Annotated in this window: 14 protein-coding genes; 5 read left to right on the plus strand and 9 right to left on the minus strand. The window is 72.6% G+C overall.

The window, feature by feature from the left end; all coding sequences use genetic code 11:
• Positions 1–33: 33 nt before the first annotated feature.
• Entirely contained in the window at positions 34–2,337 is a 2,304-nt protein-coding gene (locus LZG04_RS33055) for a sodium-translocating pyrophosphatase (protein ID WP_233824531.1), read from the minus strand.
• Between the two features lie 234 nt (positions 2,338–2,571).
• Between LZG04_RS33055 and LZG04_RS33060 the strand changes: the two genes are divergently transcribed.
• Positions 2,572–4,950, plus strand: a complete 2,379-nt coding sequence (locus LZG04_RS33060; RefSeq protein ID WP_233824533.1) for a DEAD/DEAH box helicase — start codon at positions 2,572–2,574, stop codon at positions 4,948–4,950.
• Here the strand turns inward: LZG04_RS33060 and LZG04_RS33065 are convergent.
• The 8 genes from LZG04_RS33065 to ssd form a co-directional block, all read right to left on the minus strand.
• Positions 4,920–5,522, minus strand: coding sequence for a bifunctional DNA primase/polymerase (locus tag LZG04_RS33065; RefSeq protein WP_233824535.1), 603 nt, complete (start codon positions 5,520–5,522; stop codon positions 4,920–4,922). The two genes, LZG04_RS33060 and LZG04_RS33065, sit on opposite strands and share 31 nt — an antisense overlap.
• A gap of 270 nt (positions 5,523–5,792) precedes the next feature.
• Entirely contained in the window at positions 5,793–6,128 is a 336-nt protein-coding gene (locus LZG04_RS42110) for an Rv3654c family TadE-like protein (RefSeq protein ID WP_308199614.1), read from the minus strand.
• Positions 6,129–6,566: 438 nt separating this feature from the next.
• Entirely contained in the window at positions 6,567–6,911 is a 345-nt protein-coding gene (locus LZG04_RS33080) for a TadE family type IV pilus minor pilin (RefSeq protein WP_233824537.1), read from the minus strand.
• A complete protein-coding gene (locus tag LZG04_RS33085; protein WP_233824539.1) occupies positions 6,908–7,084 on the minus strand; it encodes a DUF4244 domain-containing protein in 177 nt (58 codons plus the stop codon). The genes LZG04_RS33080 and LZG04_RS33085 overlap by 4 nt, the downstream gene beginning before the upstream one ends.
• Before the next feature lie 29 nt (positions 7,085–7,113).
• Positions 7,114–7,668 carry a type II secretion system F family protein gene (locus LZG04_RS33090; protein WP_233824541.1) on the minus strand — a complete coding sequence of 185 codons (555 nt, stop codon included), beginning with the start codon at positions 7,666–7,668 and terminating at the stop codon, positions 7,114–7,116.
• Complete coding sequence (locus LZG04_RS33095) at positions 7,665–8,426, minus strand: type II secretion system F family protein (protein ID WP_233824543.1); 762 nt, start codon at positions 8,424–8,426, stop codon at positions 7,665–7,667. The genes LZG04_RS33090 and LZG04_RS33095 overlap by 4 nt, the downstream gene beginning before the upstream one ends.
• Positions 8,423–9,556 carry a TadA family conjugal transfer-associated ATPase gene (locus tag LZG04_RS33100; protein WP_233824606.1) on the minus strand — a complete coding sequence of 378 codons (1,134 nt, stop codon included), beginning with the start codon at positions 9,554–9,556 and terminating at the stop codon, positions 8,423–8,425. The genes LZG04_RS33095 and LZG04_RS33100 overlap by 4 nt, the downstream gene beginning before the upstream one ends.
• A 987-nt stretch (positions 9,557–10,543) precedes the next feature.
• Positions 10,544–11,596 (minus strand): septum site-determining protein Ssd, encoded by a 1,053-nt coding sequence (gene ssd, locus LZG04_RS33105; protein ID WP_233824545.1) that lies wholly within the window; start codon positions 11,594–11,596, stop codon positions 10,544–10,546.
• 474 nt (positions 11,597–12,070) lie between these two features.
• Between ssd and LZG04_RS33110 the strand changes: the two genes are divergently transcribed.
• From LZG04_RS33110 to LZG04_RS33125, 4 genes are all read left to right on the plus strand, one after another.
• Positions 12,071–12,883: an HAD-IB family hydrolase gene (locus LZG04_RS33110; RefSeq protein ID WP_233824547.1), complete on the plus strand. Its 813-nt coding sequence runs from the start codon at positions 12,071–12,073 to the stop codon at positions 12,881–12,883.
• 589 nt (positions 12,884–13,472) lie between these two features.
• Positions 13,473–15,191 carry a glycoside hydrolase family 3 N-terminal domain-containing protein gene (locus LZG04_RS33115; protein ID WP_374202938.1) on the plus strand — a complete coding sequence of 573 codons (1,719 nt, stop codon included), beginning with the start codon at positions 13,473–13,475 and terminating at the stop codon, positions 15,189–15,191.
• A 5-nt stretch (positions 15,192–15,196) separates the two neighbouring features.
• Positions 15,197–16,444: an exo-beta-N-acetylmuramidase NamZ domain-containing protein gene (locus LZG04_RS33120; RefSeq protein ID WP_233824549.1), complete on the plus strand. Its 1,248-nt coding sequence runs from the start codon at positions 15,197–15,199 to the stop codon at positions 16,442–16,444.
• A 13-nt stretch (positions 16,445–16,457) separates the two neighbouring features.
• On the plus strand, positions 16,458–18,125 hold the full coding sequence (locus LZG04_RS33125; RefSeq protein WP_233824551.1) for a serine hydrolase domain-containing protein: 1,668 nt from the start codon (positions 16,458–16,460) through the stop codon (positions 18,123–18,125).
• Positions 18,126–18,228: the final 103 nt, after the last annotated feature.

An 18,228-nucleotide genomic window follows, 5' to 3' on the forward strand; every position in this document is an offset into this window, starting at 1 on the left:
ACCGCGGCACCCCGCCCCTGCCCGCACGTCACGTCACGCGGAGGTGGTGGCCTCCGCCGGGGCGTCGGCGATCGCCGTGCCGCGCCGCTTGGACACGACCACGGCCGCCACGATGACCACCGCCGCCACGATCGCGATGGCGTAGCGGATGCCCGCCGACTCGCCCGCGCCGACGGTGAAGCCGACGATGGCGGGCGCGATCAGCACCGAGACCAGGTTCATCACCTTGATCAGCGGGTTGATGGCCGGGCCGGCGGTGTCCTTGAACGGGTCGCCGACCGTGTCGCCGATGACGGTGGCGGCGTGGGCGTCGGAGCCCTTGCCGCCGTGGTTGCCGTCCTCGACCAGCTTCTTCGCGTTGTCCCAGGCACCACCGGAGTTGGCCAGGAACACCGCCATCAGCGTGCCGGTGGCGATCGCGCCGGCCAGGTACCCGGCCAGCGGGCCGACGCCGAGGCCGAAGCCGACCGCGATCGGCGCCAGCACCGCGAGCAGGCCGGGGGTGGCCAGCTCGCGCAGCGAGTCCTTCGTGCAGATGTCGACGACCTTGCCGTACTCCGGCTTGACCGTGCCGTCCATGATCCCGGGGTTCTCGCGGAACTGGCGGCGCACCTCGAACACGATCGCGCCCGCCGCGCGGGTCACCGCGTTGACCGCGAGGCCGGAGAACATGAACACGACGGCCGCGCCGATCACGACGCCGACCAGCACGTTCGGGCTGAACACCACGTTGGTGAACGACACCGGCACGTCGGCGAGGCCCACCTGCACGTCCCGCAGCGCCTGCTCGATGGCGTCCTTGTAGGAGCCGAACAGCGCGGTCGCCGCCAGCACCGCGGTGGCGATCGCGATGCCCTTGGTGATCGCCTTGGTGGTGTTGCCCACGGCGTCGAGCTCGGTGAGGATCTGCGCGCCCTCGCCGTCCACGTCACCGGACATCTCGGCGATGCCCTGCGCGTTGTCGGAGACCGGGCCGAAGGTGTCCATGGCCACGATGACGCCGACCGTGGTCAACAGGCCGCAGCCGGCCAGCGCGACCGCGAACAGCGACACGACCACCGAACCGGACAGCAGGAACGCGCCGTAGACCGCGCCGCCGATGACCAGCGCGGTGTAGACCGCCGACTCGAAGCCGACCGAGATGCCGGACAGGATGACCGTCGCCGCGCCGGTGAGCGAGGTGCGGCCGACCTCCTTGACCGGCTTGTGCTCGGTGCCGGTGAAGTAGCCGGTCAGCCACAGGATGACGCCCGCCAGCACGATGCCGATGATCACCGCGACGGCGGCGATGAGGGCCGGGTTGCCCGACGTGCCCGCGATCTCCTCGGACACGCCCGCGAGGCCCGCGAACGAGCTGGGCAGGAAGACGAACGCCGCCACCGTGCACAGCACCGCCGAGATGACCGCCGAGATGTAGAACGAGCGGTTGATCGCGGTGAGGCCGTTCTCGCCGGTCCGCGCGCTGGTGATGTAGACGCCGATGACCGCGGTGAGCACGCCGATCGCCGGGACGATCAGCGGGAACAGCAGGCCCTTCGCGCCGAACGCGGCCGTGCCGAGGATCAGCGACGCCACCAGGGTGACGGCGTAGGACTCGAACAGGTCCGCCGCCATGCCGGCGCAGTCGCCGACGTTGTCGCCCACGTTGTCGGCGATGGTCGCGGCGTTGCGCGGGTCGTCCTCGGGGATGCCCTGCTCGACCTTGCCGACCAGGTCCGCGCCGACGTCGGCGGCCTTGGTGAAGATGCCGCCGCCGACCCGCATGAACATGGCGAGCAGGGCCGCGCCGAAGCCGAAGCCCTCCAGCACCCGGGGCGCCTGGCCGACGTAGACGAACACGACCAGGGCCGCGCCGAACAGGCCGAGGCCGACGGTGAACATGCCGACCACGCCGCCGGTGCGGAACGCGATCCGCATGGCCTTCTCCCGGCCGCCGTCCTCCTTGGCCGCGGCGGCGACGCGCACGTTCGCGCGGGTCGACAGCCACATGCCGAGGTAGCCGATGACGGCGGAGAAGCCGGCGCCGACGAGGAAGAACAGCGACCTGCCGATCCGCTCGCCGATGTCCTCGGCCGGCAGCGCGAACAGCAACACGAACACGATGACGACGAAGATGCCGAGCGTTCGGAACTGCCGGTTGAGGTAGGCCGCCGCGCCCTCTTGGACCGCCTTGGCGATGTCCTGCATCTTGGAGGTGCCCTGGCCCGCGGCCAGCACCTCCCGGAGCAGCACGTAGCCCACGGCCAGGGCAGCCAGGGCGACCACGGCGACCACGGCGACGAGGCCGCGATCACCTCCGGAGAGCTCTAGGCCCTCCGCGAGGAATTGCCGGGACATCCGTCCTCCTGGTGAGTTTTCCAAGCCCAATCCGGGGCCATCCCGCTGGTGTGAGGCGGGTCACTCACGCGACTGTCAGCCCCGACACAACGTGATGCACCCCTCATTGGATGCGATAGCGGCGGAGTCTATTCATAGTGCGCAAGGAGGCAACGATCAGTCCCGATCCGTACACACACCGTTATCCGCACAGGCAGGGTTCGGCTGTCGGACAGGTGTGCGAAGCTGCGCCCCGTGGCGAACCAGGGACGACGTTTGCTGGACCGCGTCCTCGCCGGTGTCCCGGCGGGCGAATCGCCGTTGACGCACACCGAAGAGCAGCCGCCCCGGCCCGCGCGACCCGTCCCGTGGCCGTCGTGGGCGCCCGAACCGGTGGTGTCCGCGCTGGTGCGACGCGGTGTGGCGCAACCGTGGCGGCACCAGGTGGAAGCGGCGACGCACGCGTGGTCCGGATCACACGTGGTCGTGGCGACCGGCACCGCGTCGGGAAAATCGCTCGCGTACCAATTGCCGGTCCTCAGCGCGTTGACAGTTGATCCGAAGGCAACAGCTCTGTACCTCTCGCCGACGAAGGCGTTGGGCGCGGACCAGTTGAGATCGGTGACCGGTTTGGGCGTGCCGGGCGTGCGCGCCGCGTCGTTCGACGGTGACACGCCGATGGCGGAACGCGATTGGGTGCGCGCGCACGCCAACTGGGTGTTCAGCAACCCGGACATGCTGCACCGGGGCGTGCTGCCCAACCACGCCCGGTGGATCAGGTTCCTGCGCCGGCTGTCGTACGTGGTGGTCGACGAGTGCCACACCTACCGGGGTGTTTTCGGTTCGCACGTGGCGCTGTTGCTGCGCCGGCTGCGGCGGGTCGCGCAGCGCTACGGCGCGGACCCGGTGTTCGTGCTGGCGTCGGCGACGGTGGCCGACCCGGCGGCGTCGGCCGCGGCCCTGCTCGGTGCGCCGTGCGAGGCGGTGACGGAGGACGGCTCGCCGCGCGCCGGGCGGACGGTGGCGTTGTGGGAACCGCCGCTGCTGGACGACCTGGAGGGCGAGAACGGTGCGCCGGTGCGGCGGTCGGCGGGCGCGGAGACGGCGCGGATCCTGGCCGACCTGGTGGTGGAGGGCGCGCGGTCGTTGGCGTTCGTGCGGTCGCGGGTGGGTGCGGAGCTGACCGCGTTGGGCGCGCGGCGGGTGCTGTCGGAGGTCGACCCGTCGTTGGCGTCGCGGGTGGCCGCCTACCGGGGCGGGTACCTGCCCGAGGAGCGGCGGGCGTTGGAGCGGGCCGTGTCGTCGGGCGAGCTGCTGGGCGTGGCGACGACGAACGCGTTGGAGCTCGGCGTGGACATCGTCGGGTTGGACGCCGTGGTGGTGGCCGGTTTCCCGGGCACGCTGGCGTCGTTCTGGCAGCAGGCCGGGCGGGCGGGGCGGACCGGGGACGGTGACGCCCTGGTCGTGTTCGTGGCGCGGGACGACCCGTTGGACACCTACCTGGTGCACAACCCGTCGGCGGTGCTGGACAAGCCGGTCGAGGCGACGGTGCTGGACCCGACGAACCCGTACGTGCTGGAGCCGCAGTTGGCGTGCGCGGCGGCCGAGCTGCCGCTGACGCCGGAGTCGCTGGAGTCGTTCGGCGGTGCGGCGGCGCTGGCCGTGGTGGAGGACATGACGGCGCGGCGGGTGCTGCGGCGGCGGCCGAACGGCTGGTACTGGACCTCGCACGACCGGCCGCACGGCGACGTGGACATCCGCGGGTCCGGCGGCGAGCAGGTCGTGGTGGTGGAGGCCGACTCGGGGCGGATGCTCGGCACGGTCGACCCCGGCTCGGCGTGCTGGCAGGTGCACTCCGGGGCCGTCTACCTGCACCAGGGCGAGTCGTACGTGGTGGACGAGCTCGACCTGGACGCGGGTCTGGCGATGGTGCACGCGGAGAAGCCGGACTGGACGACGACCGCCCGGGACACGAAGGACATCTCTGTGGTGCGGGTGCTGGAGCAGCGCTCGTTCGAGGGGGTGACGGTGTGCCTCGGCGAGGTGGAGGTGACCTCGCAGGTGGTCGGCTACCTGCGCAAGCTGCCGTCCGGTCAGGTGATCGACTCGGTGCCGTTGTCGCTGCCCGCGCAGACGTTGGTGACGCGGGCGGTCTGGTACACGGTGTCGGCGGAGTTGTTGGGCAGTGCGCCGGGGGGCGCCGGTCTGACTCCGGCGCGCGTCCCCGGCGCACTGCATGCCGCCGAACACGCGGCGATCGGCCTGCTACCGCTCTTCGCGACCTGTGACCGTTGGGACATCGGCGGGGTCTCGACCGCTCTGCACCAGGACACCGGGGAGGCGACGGTGTTCGTGCACGACGGTCATCCCGGGGGAGCCGGGTTCGCCGACCGCGGGTTCAACGCGGTAGTCCCGTGGTTGGTCGCTACTAGGGAGGCCATCGCGGCTTGCGCGTGTCCGGCCGGGTGCCCGTCCTGCGTGCAGTCGCCGAAGTGCGGGAATGGCAACGATCCGCTGGACAAGGCGGGCGGTGTGGCCGTGCTGGACGTCGTGCTCGGGGTGGTCGGGGAGAGACGCCACGACGTCCGGCACGGCCACGTCGGTCACGACCTGTCGGCGGTGACCAGGCCGTAGTCGGAGGTGCGGTCGGCGGCCTGGAGCAGGGCCTCGCGGACCACGTCCACGTGCGGCAGCTGCCACGCGCAGATCTGCGGCTTGACCCGCCAGTGCACGACGCCGACCTGGCCAGGGCTGGGCGGCAGCGGGACGTACTCGCCCTGGCCGTGGTGCTTGACGCCCTCGTCGGTGACCGGCGTGCCGCCCGAGGCGACCAGGAACATCCAGCGCCCCTCGGGCGTGGCCACGATCGGCACCGGGACGCCCGCGGCACGCAGCTCGACCGCGGCGCGGCGGCCGAGGTCGGCGCTCACCTCGACGGCGTCCACGCCGTGGCCGGTGGCCAGCAGGATGCTGTAGGAGTGGCCCGCCCACCAGGTGGCGACCTGCTCCGCCTTCGTGCCGATGCGCTCCTGCCAGTCGTCGTGCACCGGGACCGGCCCGGTGTCCTCGACGCCGTCGCGCCCGGCCCACCGGTCACCCGCCGGATAGGTGCCCGGCAGCACAGGCCACCCGTGCCACGCGAGGTTGACCGCCTCTGCGCGCAGCTCGATGCGGAAGGCCCCGCGCCAGCTATCCGACCACTCCATCTTTCGTTCGCCTCCTGCGTCCTGCGTCCACGACACCGTGTCGCGTGGTGTTCGACACCGTGTCGGTGCCGCCACTTGAACTAACGCCATGACCGGCGGTTTTGGTAACCCGCCTGTCGGCAACTGGTCGTTGTGGCACGGCGAGCGCAGCCCGCGGGGGCGTGCGGCAGAACGCCGTGCCGACCGCTCACCCACCACCAAGCCGCGAATCTGCGGTCGTGTGAGTCCGCTCACCGTCGACGGGCGACCGTTCGTCGCGCCGGCCCGGGGTCACGGTTCAGCCGGACCTGCCCGTGCCCGCGCGCTGACCGCGCCGAACACCGCCACCTCACCGGAGACCTGGACCTCCACCTCCCATCCCTCGACCAGGCAGGCGACCAACCGCCCACCCATCCGCTCGACCACCCACTCGGCCCGCGCGCACGCGTGCGCACCCCCACCACCCAACTGCCCAGCCGCCGCCAACGCCCCGAGATCCGCCGCCGCACCAACCCGCCGCCGGTCCACGAGCACCTCCCCTACCTGCACCCCGACCACCACGAGCCCGAACCACAACCCCGCCACCACCACCGCCACGACCGACGCCGACCCCCGATCACCCACCACCCACCACCTCCTCCGTCGCCCACCAACCGACCGACTCCCGCCTTTCCCACCAACCGCCCTTCGCCCACCGGACCGCCACCCTTCACTGACCCACCAACCGCCACCCCTCTCCCTCCACCCGGCCACCACCGTCTCCTCCGCCAGCCCGCTCCACCACGCCGGCCACCACCGCCCGGCCCATTCCTCCCACCGCGCCCGCGCCGCCTCTCGCCTCCACCGACGACCCGGGCCTCCCGCCCCACCCAGCACCACCACCTCCCGCGCCCTCACCTCCCGGACCCTGACCCGCCGCCGCCCTCACCGCCCGCGCCCTCACCCGCCGCGGTTCGCACCCGCCGCCGCCCTCACCCGATCGCCCAGCGACCGCCTCTTCCACCCCGCCCCCTCCCGCCCGCTCCGCGCCCTCCTCTCATCGACCACCCGGCCTTGGTCCCGGGATCAGCGACCAGCCACCCCGGGCTCCACCACCGCGTAGGCCCACGCCCGCAGCTCGATGCCCAGCCGTGAGACGACAACCTCCACCGACGCCGTGTCGCCCTCACGCCGAACCGTCCACTGCGCTCCTTCCGGCGCGATGGCCTCGACCACGCCGGAGACCCGTGCGCCCTCACCCCGGGCGACCAGCCGAGCCGCCTCCCGCGCCGCATCGGTGCACCGGAGCTGCCCGATCACCGCCATCACGGCCGCGACCCCGAGCACCAGCACGGCGACCAACCCGCACACCGCCACCGCCGCTTCGACCGTCACCCCACCCCGGTCGTCGCCGAGCACCCCGCGTCTCACGCGTCCACCGTGAACGCCCGTTGCAGCAGCGCTTGGACCAGTCCTTGCACCCAGTCACCGCTCATCAGCGAGTACAGGAGCAACGCGAGCGCCGCGGCGGCGAGCGTGCCGATCGCGTACTCCACCGTCGACATCCCGCGGTCGTCCGACAGGTTCTCCTTGACTGCCAACATCATTCTCTCCTTCACTCCACAGTGGACGTTCACCAGTCGTCGCTCACGCCGGCGACGATGCCGAGCACCACCGGCACGACACCGAGGCACAGGAACGCGGGCAGGAAGCACAGGGCCAGCGGCCCCGCCACGAGCACCGCGGCACGTTGCGCCCGGGCCTCGGCCTGGTCGGCCACCTGCGCCCGCGCTTCCGCCGCCAGGTCCGCCGCCGCACCGGCCAACGCCGCGCCCGACCGCGCCGTGCGGCGTGCCGCTCTCGCCAACGGCGCGGTGTCGGGGTGGGCGAGGGCTTTGGCCCACGCCTGGACCGGGTCCGCGCCCAACGTCAGCAGGTCGACCACCTCGCGCAGGCGATCGGCCGGCCCCGGTGGGACGCCCGGCAGCACGGCGCGCACCGCACCGGCCACCGGCAGACCCGCCCGCAGTGCGGCGGCCAGCAGGTCCCAGGTCGCCGCCGCGGCGAACGGGTCCGGCGGCCGAACCTTGGGCTCGGGTTTTCGCCTGACCCTCGGTCGCAGTCGAGCCGCGGCCCGGCCCGGCGCGGGGAACGCGACGACGGCCAGCGCGAGCAGCAGCAGGCTCATGCGATCACCTGCCTGGTCAACCGACCGCTCCACCGCAACCCGGCGCAGATCAGGACCACCCCGGCGACCAGGAGGGCCTGCCCCGGCGGCGTGCCGGACAGGACCGCCAGCGGCCCCGCACCGCCGAGTTCGCCGAGCACCACGCCGAGGAGCGGCAACCCGGCCAACACCGCCGCCCCGGCCCGCGGACCGGCCATGCGGGCGTGGACCTGGCCGGCGAAAGCGGTGCGCCGGTCAAGATCCCGCCGGACCGCGTCCAGCACGTCGGCCAACGGCACCCCGTGCACCGCCGACAGCCGCCAGGCCCGGGCCAACTGGTGGGCGTCCGGGAAGTCGGCGAGCGCCGCCTCCACGTCACCGCCCCGCGACGACGTCGCCGCGATGGCCCGCAGGACGTCCGCCGCCGGCCGGTCCGCGTCCTCCGCCGCGCCCATCGCGGCCTTGGCCGGGTGCGCGCCCGCCCTCAGCTCGGCGACGAACGCCTTCAGCCCGTCCGCCAGCGCGCCGGACGCCGCCAGGTGATCACGTTGACGAGCCGTCTCCCGGTACGTGCGCCACACGGTCGCCGCCAGCAGCCCACCCGCGATCGCCCCGCCGACACCCACCAGCGCACCCAGCGCGATCCCCGCCGGCACGACCAGCACACGACTGGGCCTCACCGGCTTCCACCGCGGTCCGCTCCTGAGCCCGGCAAGGCGTCGTCGTGCGTGCGCGGAGGGCAACACCAGCAACGCTGCGGCCAGCAACAGCAGGCTCATGACGCCCCCACCATGCGTTCGAGCACCGCACCGGCCTCCTGCCAACCGCCGTCGCGCCGCCACGCGGGCCGGACGACGAGGTTCCCGGACCGCCGTTCCAACACGCCGATCTCGGCCAACCGCCTGCTGCCGTCGCCGTCACGGCGCATGTGCAGCACCACCTTCACCGCCGCGGCCAGTTGGCTGTGGAGGGCGTGCCGGTCGAGCCCGCCGAGCGCGGCCAACGCCTCCAACCGGGCGGGCACCTCGGCCGGCGAGTTGGCGTGCAGCGTCCCCGCGCCCCCGTCGTGCCCGGTGTTGAGCGAGGACAGCAAGTCGCAGACCTCCGCGCCCCGCACCTCCCCGACCACGATCCGGTCGGGCCGCATCCGCAACGCCTGCCGGACCAGGTCGCGCATCGTCACCTCGCCCGCGCCCTCGACGTTCGGCCCGCGGGCCAGCAGCCGGACCACCTGCGGGTGGTCGGGCTGGAGTTCGCCTGCGTCTTCCACGCAGACCACCCGTTCGTCGTGCGGCACGCACCCCAGGAGGGCGGCGAGGAGCGTCGTCTTCCCCGAGCCCGTGCCGCCGACGACCAGGAACGCCTGCCGCGCCACCACGACCGCCCGCAGCAGGTCGGCCGCCACCCGGTCGAACGTGCCGCACGCCTCCAGGGTCGCCAGGTCGTGCACCGCCGGCCGCAGGACCCGCAAGGACAGGCAGGTGAACGGCGAGATCGGCGGCAACACCGCGTGCAACCGCACCGAGCCGGGCAACCACCCGTCCACGCAGGGCGACGCGTCGTCCAACCGCCGCCCGGCCACCACCGCGAGCCGCTGCGCGAGCCGGCGGACCGCGGCCTCGTCGGGGAACGTGACGTCGGTGCGCCGCAACCCGCCTACCCCGTCGACCCAGACCTGGTCCGGTCGCGTGACGAGGACGTCGGTCGTGTCGGGATCGCGCAACAACGGCTCCAACGGCCCGGCCCCGACGAACTCCTGCCGCAACACCGCGAGCGCCCGCTGGACGTCCTCGTCACCGAGCACCCCACCGGCCTCACCCCGCACCGCCGCCGCGACGGCCGCCGACGTGAGATCCCCCCGCCCACTGGCCAAACGGAGCCGGACGCGCTCAACGAGGTCGTTCACGATCCCTCCTTCCACGACGCCCGAGGCCGCCGTTCCACCACGTCCCGAGCCGCCTCGACCAAGACCTGCCGCCCGTCACCCACCTCAGCGCGCAAGGACGCGGACAACTCGGCCAGCACCAACGTCGACAGCAACACCGGCCGACATCTGCGGAACCGGACCGGCTCCCGGAACCGGGGATGCCGCGTCACCCGAGGGCCGCGATCACAACTCATGTCCAACCTCCAGTTCTCGTCGGGACTTCATCGCTCTGGCAGTGCGGGCTTGGTCGGTTCGCGCGCTCGAGGACGCGGCGGTTCGGGGCGGTTTCCTGTTGGCCCACCGGTTCGGGGTGTCACCGGCCACTGGCGGGCCGGTGCTTCTTGGGGTCGTTGCGGGCCGGTAAGCCTCAGTGATGCCGACCTCCGTTGGCACAGTGGGCCGGCCACGGGTGGTGTTGGTGGGTGGCGCGGTCGGCTGGGGCCGGCCGCTGTTGGGAGGGCGGGCTGTTGGCTGTTGTGCGGCCTGGTGAGAGCGGTGGGGTGAGCCGGTCGAATGCATGACGAGGCCGATCGCTGTGGGGCGGCGGGGGTAGTGAGCACTGTGGATCCCATGGCGGTGAGGCACGTGGGTGCCAGGAGCCGTGGTGAGGCACCGCCGGCCGCAGGGGCACGACTGGGGCCGATCGCCGTTGAGGCGGCAGGGTTGGCGGCCGCAGTTCGCCAGATGAGAGCGGTGTGGGGGAAGGCCGGAGCGAGTGCATGGCGAGGCCGATCGCTGTGAGGACGGTGAGGTTGGTGAGTTCTGGGGGCTTCGTGGCGGTGAGGTGGAGGGGTGGCAGGAGGCGTGTGGAGGCAGGGCACGCCGGGTGCAGGGCCTGTGCGGTGGCAGGACCACGCGGCGGTGGGGCCGCGTGCGGAAGCTGGATCCCAGGTAGGAGGCGGAGTCCGGACGGGAGGCGGAGTGCGGATGGGAGCCGGAGTCCGGGTGGTGGGGTGAGGTGGTGGTTGGTTAGGCGGTGTGGAGGGCGGCCAGGACTTTGCGGGCGGCTTTGGACAGGGGGCCGCGGTTGGAGTCGGGGAAGTGGCCGTTGTCCAGGGATCTGGCCAGGCCCGGTTCGGGGCGCATGGTGGTCAGCAGGGGGAGGTTGATCGCTGCCACCACTTGGGCGGTGGTCAGGCCGCCCGGGGCGGGGCCGCGGACGACGGCTTGCAGCCGCACGCCCCGTTCGGTGGCCTGGTCGATCAACGTCCTGGCCGCCATGCACGCCTTCACGTCGGCAGGCACCACGAGCACGGCCAGGTCGGCGCGGTCCAGGGCGGCGCAGGCGGCGGGGGTCGGTTGGCGCGGGACGTCGCACACGACCGTGTCACCCGCGCGCCTGCCCGCCTCGACCACGGCCACCACGGCGTCCGGCTCGGGGCCCGGACCGGTCCGGCCGCACGAGAGCACGGTCAGGCTGCCCCGCCCACCCGAACGGCCCGGCAGCGCCGAGCGCAGCGCCGAAGCGGGCACGCGGCCGCCCGTCACCCGCAAGGTCGGCCACCGCAGTCCTTCCTGCCGCTCCGCGCCCAACATCAGGTCGAGCCCACCGCCCCACGGGTCGCAGTCGACGAGCAGCCCGTGGCCCCCGGCCGCCAGCACCGCTTGACCCACCGCCACCGCCAGCACGGACGCCCCGGCACCACCGCGCGCGCCCAGGATCGCCAGCACCCTGCCCTGGCCGACCGGCCCGCCCTCCGACGCGTCGGCCAGCACCGCCCGCAGCCGCTCCTGGTCGGCGGGCAGCTCCAACACCTGCTCCGCGCCCAGCGCCAGGGCACGCCGCCACACCTCCGCACCCGGCGGACCGGCGCCGACCACGTGCACCCCCGGTCTGCGCGGGAACCCGGCGCACGCGACGACCGCCTCGAAGTCCAGCACCAGCGCCGCCGCGCCCTGCCAACGCCCGCGCAACGCCGTCACGTCGACCACGCGCTCCAGCTCGCAGCCCACGACCGCCGCCGCGTGCAGCACCTCCTCCACCAGCCCCGCGTCCGTCACCAGTGCCACCGGTCGCCTCATGCCGCCCTCCCCGCTTCCGTTGTGGTGGTGCGGGTTCCACGGTCTCGGGCGGTGAGGAAGGACACAACGCCACATGATCAACATGTGGACAACCGGATGGGCTGTGGACAACTCGGCGCGCCGGGGACCGCCGAACGGCGGTCTTCCCGCGCGGCGCGGCGAAAGATCGGGGTTCGATGCAAGAAGGAGGGCAAGTGCGCGGAGGTCCAGCGCGACGACCCGGGAGAACCGACCCCGGACATGGGACGACCCCCGCCAGGGGGGAGGGACGGGGGTCGTCATTGGTTCAGTCCCGGGGGGTCGGACTGAACCCGTCCGGTCGAGCCGGACCCGTCTACTGTATCCCCACGGGACAGGGTCATGCGTGTCTTCTCGTGAGAGGGAGACCAAATTTCGATGGACCGCACACCTGATTCGTAAAGTGGCGAACTACCGTCGACGGCTCGCGCGGCCCACCCCGCTTAAGCTTGACCGGTGACCGAGCACGCCACCGAAGGCAGTCGAGTCGCCGCGTTCTTCGACCTGGACAAGACCGTCATCGCCAAGTCGAGCACGCTGGCGTTCAGCCGGCCCTTCTTCCAAGAGGGCCTGATCAACCGGCGTGCGGTGCTCAAGAGCGCCTACGCGCAGTTCGTGTTCATGCTGGCCGGCGCGGACGCCGACCAGATGGACCGGATGCGCTCGCACATCACCGCGCTCTGCGAGGGCTGGGACGTCGAGCAGGTCCGCTCGATCGTCGAGGAGACGCTGCACGACATCGTCGACCCCCTCGTCTACAAGGAGGCCACGCAGCTCATCACCGACCACAAGGGCGAGGGTCACGACGTGGTCGTGGTGTCCGCTTCCGGTGAGGAGCTGGTCGCGCCCATCTCCACCATGGTCGGCGCCACGCACAGCGTGGGCACCCGGATGGTCGTCGCGGAGGGCCGCTACTCCGGCGAGGTCGACTTCTACTGCGCGGGCGAGAACAAGGCGATCGCGGTGAAGCAACTGGCCGAGCAGCACGACTACGACCTGAGCCGCTGCTACGCCTACTCCGACTCCATCACCGACCTGCCGCTGCTGGAGGCCGTCGGCCACCCCACGGTGGTCAACCCGGACCGCGCCCTGCGCCGCGTCGCGGGCCAGCGCGGCTGGCCGGTGCTGACGTTCTCCGACCCCGTGTCGCTGCGGGCCCGCATCCCCCGCCCGTCGGGCGCGGCGGTCGCCGTCACCGCGATCGGGTTGGGCGCGGCGACGGCCGCCGGCGTCGCCTGGTACGGCCTGCGCAGGCGCCGCCGGAGCTGATTCACCCCGCCGTGGCCCGGACAGCGGTACCGGGGGTCGCGAAAGGCACGGAATCACTGTCACAAAAGACTTTCCGCTACTTACGGTGGCTTGAACGGTGCACCCCATCGAGCCCTTGCTGTGACGCCGGACACGCACTACAAAGGAAGTGCGGACCTCGGGTCGGCCAGGGACGAAGCGGAAGAGAAGCAGCGTCCACCCCGACGGAGCTCCGTGCGCGGACTTCGAGACACCCACGCGCAGCACGCCGCGGGAGGCTTGTCGTCTAGGGCCTGCGTACCGGGACGCCGGACGCCGAGGCCAGGTCGGTACGACACGAGTTGCACGCTTGGTAACTCGAAGGCCCGCGCTGACGACGGTGGGACCCCTCAGCCGAGGGGCCCCACCGTTTTTCGTGCCACTGCTTCCTGCCCTGAAAGCGCGACTCCCCGAACAAGTGCCCGAACGAGTGACGCGCCAAACCCCTGGTTCTGTCGGTGCCCCTCCGCACAATGGCCACGCAACGCAACCCGTTGACCCGCCTCTGTGACGTGGGTAACTTGCCAAACGCACCACGTTGTGGTGGAAGATTCCCAGTGGGGAGGCCGCAGTGCTCCGTCCGCTCGTCGCCGTCGCCGTGGCCGCGGCGTCCGCAGTGACCACCCCGACACCGGCGCAGGCCGCCCCCGACCAGGCACAACACGTGGCCGCCCTGGTCCGCGGCATGTCGCTGGAGCAGAAGGTCGGCCAGCTGTTCGTCACCTACCTGCACGGGCAGTCCCCGGACGAGGCCCACCCCGGCAACCTGCGCGACTTCGGCGTGGCCACCCCGGCCGAGGTGGTGGCCAAGTTCCAGCCGGGCGGCGTCGTCTACTTCAACAACACCAGCTACGACAACATCGACACCCCGCGCCAGATCGCCACCCTCTCCAACGGCCTGCAACGGGCCAGCCGCGTCCCGCTGGCCATCGCCACGGACCAGGAGATGGGCATCGTCACGCGCATCGGCGCGCCCGCCACCCAGTTCCCCGGCAACATGGCCCTCGGCGCGGGCCGCCGCGCGCAGGACGCCGAGCAGGCCGCCCGCATCACGGCCACCGAGCTGCGCGCCATGGGCATCACGCAGAACTTCGCACCGGACGCGGACGTGAACTCCAACCCGGCCAACCCGGTCATCGGCGTGCGCTCCTACTCCAGCGACCCGGCGCTGGCGGCCGAGCTGACCGCCGCCCAGGTGCGCGGCTACCAGGGCCGGTTCCTGGCCAAGCACACCGTGAGCGCGACCGCCAAGCACTTCCCCGGCCACGGCGACACCGACCAGGACAGCCACAGCACGCTGCCGACGGTCGACCGCACCGAGGCGGAGTGGGCGCGGGTGGACGCGCCGCCGTTCCGGGCGGCCATCGCCGCGGGCATCGACTCGATCATGACCGCGCACATCCAGATGCCGAAGATCGACCCGTCGGGTGAGCCTGCGACGCTGTCGGAGCCCGCCATCAGCCTGCTGCGCGAGAACCTGGGCTACGACGGCGTGGTCATCACCGACTCGCTGGCCATGGCGGGCGTGCGGCAGTTGCACAGCGACGCCGAGATCCCCGTGCTGGCTTTGAAGGCGGGCGTGGACCAGTTGCTCATGCCGGTGAACCTGGAGCTGGCCGTCAACAGCGTCCTGGCGGCCGTGCGCAGCGGTGAGCTGTCCGAGCGGCGCATCGACCAGAGCGTGGTGCGGATCCTGCGGATGAAGTTCCTGCGCGGGATGCTCACCGGCCCGCTCGTGGACGTCGACAAGGTCGACGCGGCGGTCGGCCCGGCCGAGCACCTCGCCGCCGCCAGGCGCATCACCGACCGCACGATCACCGCCGTGCGCAACGACGCGGGCGTGCTACCCCTGCGCGCCAAGCCATCCGCCGCCCTGGTCACCGGCTGGGGCGAGACGACGACCCGCACGCTGGCGGGCTTCCTCGGCGGCACGGCCCTGCCCACCGGCAGCACCCCGACGCAGGCCCACGTGACGGCCGCCGTGCAGGCCGCGGCCGGCGCGGACGTGGTCGTCGTGCTCACCAACGCGCTGTCCCGCCAGCCGGCGCAGCAGAACCTGCTGACCAGCCTGCTGGCCACCGGCAAGCCCGTCGTCGCGGTCGCCGTGCAGAACCCGTACGACGTGGCGCACACGGACGCGCCGACGTGGCTGGCGACCTACTCCTACGGCGCGGTGTCGATGGAGGCGCTCGCCCGGGTGATCACCGGCGAGGTGGGCCCGACGGGCAGGCTGCCGGTCGAGGTGCCCGGCCCGAGGCCCTACCCGTTCGGCCACGGGCTGGAGTGGTGACGGCCATGGACCGCAGGCACTTTTTCGCGGCAGGCGCGGGCGCCCTGGCCGTCCCCGCGCTCGGTGCGTTCGACCGCGCCCCCGAGCACCCGGACCGGCCGCGCCCGGTCAAGACGGGGGCCGAGCAACTGGCCGAGGACGGCTGGCGGCGGTTCGCGGGCAGCCGGATCGGCGTGGTCACCAACCCGACGGGCGTGCTGCGCGACCACACCCACATCGTCGACTCCATGGTGGCCGCCGGCATCAGGCCGCTGGCCGCGTTCGGCCCGGAGCACGGCTTCCGCGGCACGGCGCAGGCCGGCGGCTCGGAGGGCAGCTACCTCGACCCGCGCACCGGCGTCCCGGTCTACGACACCTACGGCGCGAGCACGGCCAAGATCGCCGACATGGTCGCCAAGGCGGGCGTCGACACGCTCGTGTTCGACATCGCCGACATCGGCGCGCGCTTCTACACCTACATCTGGACGATGTACGCGGTCATGCAGGCCGCCGCCGCGACCGGCGTGCGGTTCGTCGTGCTCGACCGCCCAAACCCGGTCGGCGGCACGGCCCGCGGGCCCCAGCTCGACCCGGCCTACGCGACGTTCGTCGGCCGCAAGCCGATCGCGCAGCAGCACGGCATGACGATCGGCGAGCTGGCCCGGCTGTTCGACGGCGAGTTCCTGCCCACCGACGGCGGCCGCGTGTCCAGCCTCGAAGTGGTCGACGTGAAGGGGTGGAAGCGCGACGACCTGCACTCGGGCCTGCCGTGGGTGCCGCCGAGCCCGAACGTCCCCACGCACGACACCGCGCTGGTCTACCCCGGCACGTGCCTGTTCGAGGGCCTGGTGTTCTCCGAGGGCCGCGGCACGACCCGCCCGTTCGAGACGATCGGCGCACCGGGCCTGGACTGGCGCTGGGCCGAGGACCTCAACGCGCTGGGGCTGCCGGGCGTCCGGTTCCGCGAGACCTACTTCACGCCCACGTTCAACAAGTTCGCCAACAAGCTGTGCGGCGGTGTCGCCCTGCACCTCACCGACCCGCACGGCTTCGACGCGCCCCGCACGGCCGTCGCCATGATCGTCACCGCGAAGGCCCGCTACCCCGAGGTCTTCGCGTGGCGGCCCGACCTCTACATCGACAAGCTCAGCGGCTCGGACCGGCTGCGCCGCATGGTCGACGCGGGCGCGGGCACCGACGAGGTGGTCGGCGCCTGGGCCGACGAGCTGGCCGCGTTCGACCGCACCCGCCGGCCTTACCTGCGCTACCGGTAGAGGGAGAACAGCGATGCGCGTCCCTGCCCTGCTGATCGCGACCACCCTGGCCCTGTCCGTCACCCTGCCCGCCCACGCCGAGGGCCGCGAGGCCCGCTTCGACCAGCCGCACGAGGGGTGGTCGAGCTCCGTGCTGCGAACGGGTACCCCGCAGCGCGTGGGACTCGACCCGGCGCCGCTGGACGCCGCACTGGCCCAGATCGAGCGGTACACCGTTTCCGCTTCTTCCGGGCAGGACCCGACCGGCCACCCGCTGTTCGCGGGCGCCGTCACGCTGTTCGCGCACGACGGCGTGGTGGTCACCCACGAGCCGACGGGCTGGGCGGTCCGCTACGCCGACGCGGCCGGCACCGAGCTGCCCGAGGCGCAGCGGGTGCCGATGGCCCGGGACACGATCTTCGACCTGGCCTCGATCTCGAAGCTGTTCACCTCCATCGTGGTGATGCGGCAGCACGAGCTGGGCAGGTTCGGGCTGGACGACCCGGTGGCGCGCCACCTGCCGGAGTTCGGCGTCAACGGCAAGGAGTCGATCACCGTCCGCCAGTTGCTGACCCACACCTCGGGGCTGGTCGCGTGGCTGCCGCTGTGGTCGCAGTACCCGGACGTCCCGTCCCGGATCAAGGCCGTGATGGACACGACGCCCCGCAGCGCGCCCGGCACCGCGTACCTGTACTCGGACCTGAACCTGATCACGCTCGGCCTGCTGGCCGAGAAGTGGTCGGGCAAGAAGCTGGACGAGCTGGTCCGCGACGACATCACCCGCCCTTTGGGCCTGGTGGACACCGGCTACAACCCGCCGGCGGCCAAGCTGGACCGCGTCGCGGCGACCGAGTACCAGGCGGGCCGGGGCATCATCCGCGGCAGCGTGCACGACGAGAACGCCTGGTCGCTGGGCGGCGTCGCCGGTCACGCGGGCGTGTTCTCCACCGCGCGCGAGCTGGCCGTGCTGGGCCAGGCGATCCTCAACGGCGGCGAGCACGCGGGCGCGCGGATCCTGCGGGAGGAGACGGTCGAGCTGATGCTCACCGACTTCAACCAGGGTTTCCCCGGCAACTCGCACGGCCTGGGCTTCGAGCTGGACCAGCGCTGGTACATGGGCGCGCTGACGTCGCCGCGGGCCGCCGGGCACACCGGCTACACGGGCACCACGCTGGTGCTGGACCCGTTGTCGCGGTCGATCGCGATCCTGCTGACCAACCGGGTGCACCCGAGCCGGAACTGGGGCTCGATCAACCCGGCGCGGCGCGTGGTGGCCAACGGCCTGGCGCAGGCGTTGGCGGTGCGCCCTAGGCACGGCACGGCGTGGACCCCGGAGTCGGACGGCGCCACGTTGACCACGCGCGACCTGCCGCGGCGCGGTGAACGGCAGCGGCTGTCGTTCTGGGCGTTCGTCGACCTCGACCCCGGCGACGAGGTGGTGGTCGAGGCGACCGACGACGGGTCGGCGTGGCGCGAGGTGCACGTGCTGGCCGGGTACGGGCAGCGGCGGTGGCAGAAGGTCGAGCTGGACACCGGGTCGGCGGCGAAGCTGCGCTGGCGGTACGTGCGCGGCACGGGGTACGGCGGGCGTGGCGTGTACGTGGACGCCGTCCGCGTCACGGACGAGCGCGGCGTGGCACTGGACGCGGAGCGCGAACCAGCGGGTTTGCACCCCGAAGGGTGGCGGACCGCGGACCGTTAGTGACGCTCGCGACGATCGGACCCCGCCAAGTGGTGCCTTTGGGTCACGGTTGGGGTGAGTTGCACCCACCCTGCGTTGACCACAGGTTGGGCGGTTAGTAAGT

This window comes from Saccharothrix sp. S26, assembly GCF_021390395.1.
Lineage (GTDB): Bacteria > Actinomycetota > Actinomycetes > Mycobacteriales > Pseudonocardiaceae > Actinosynnema.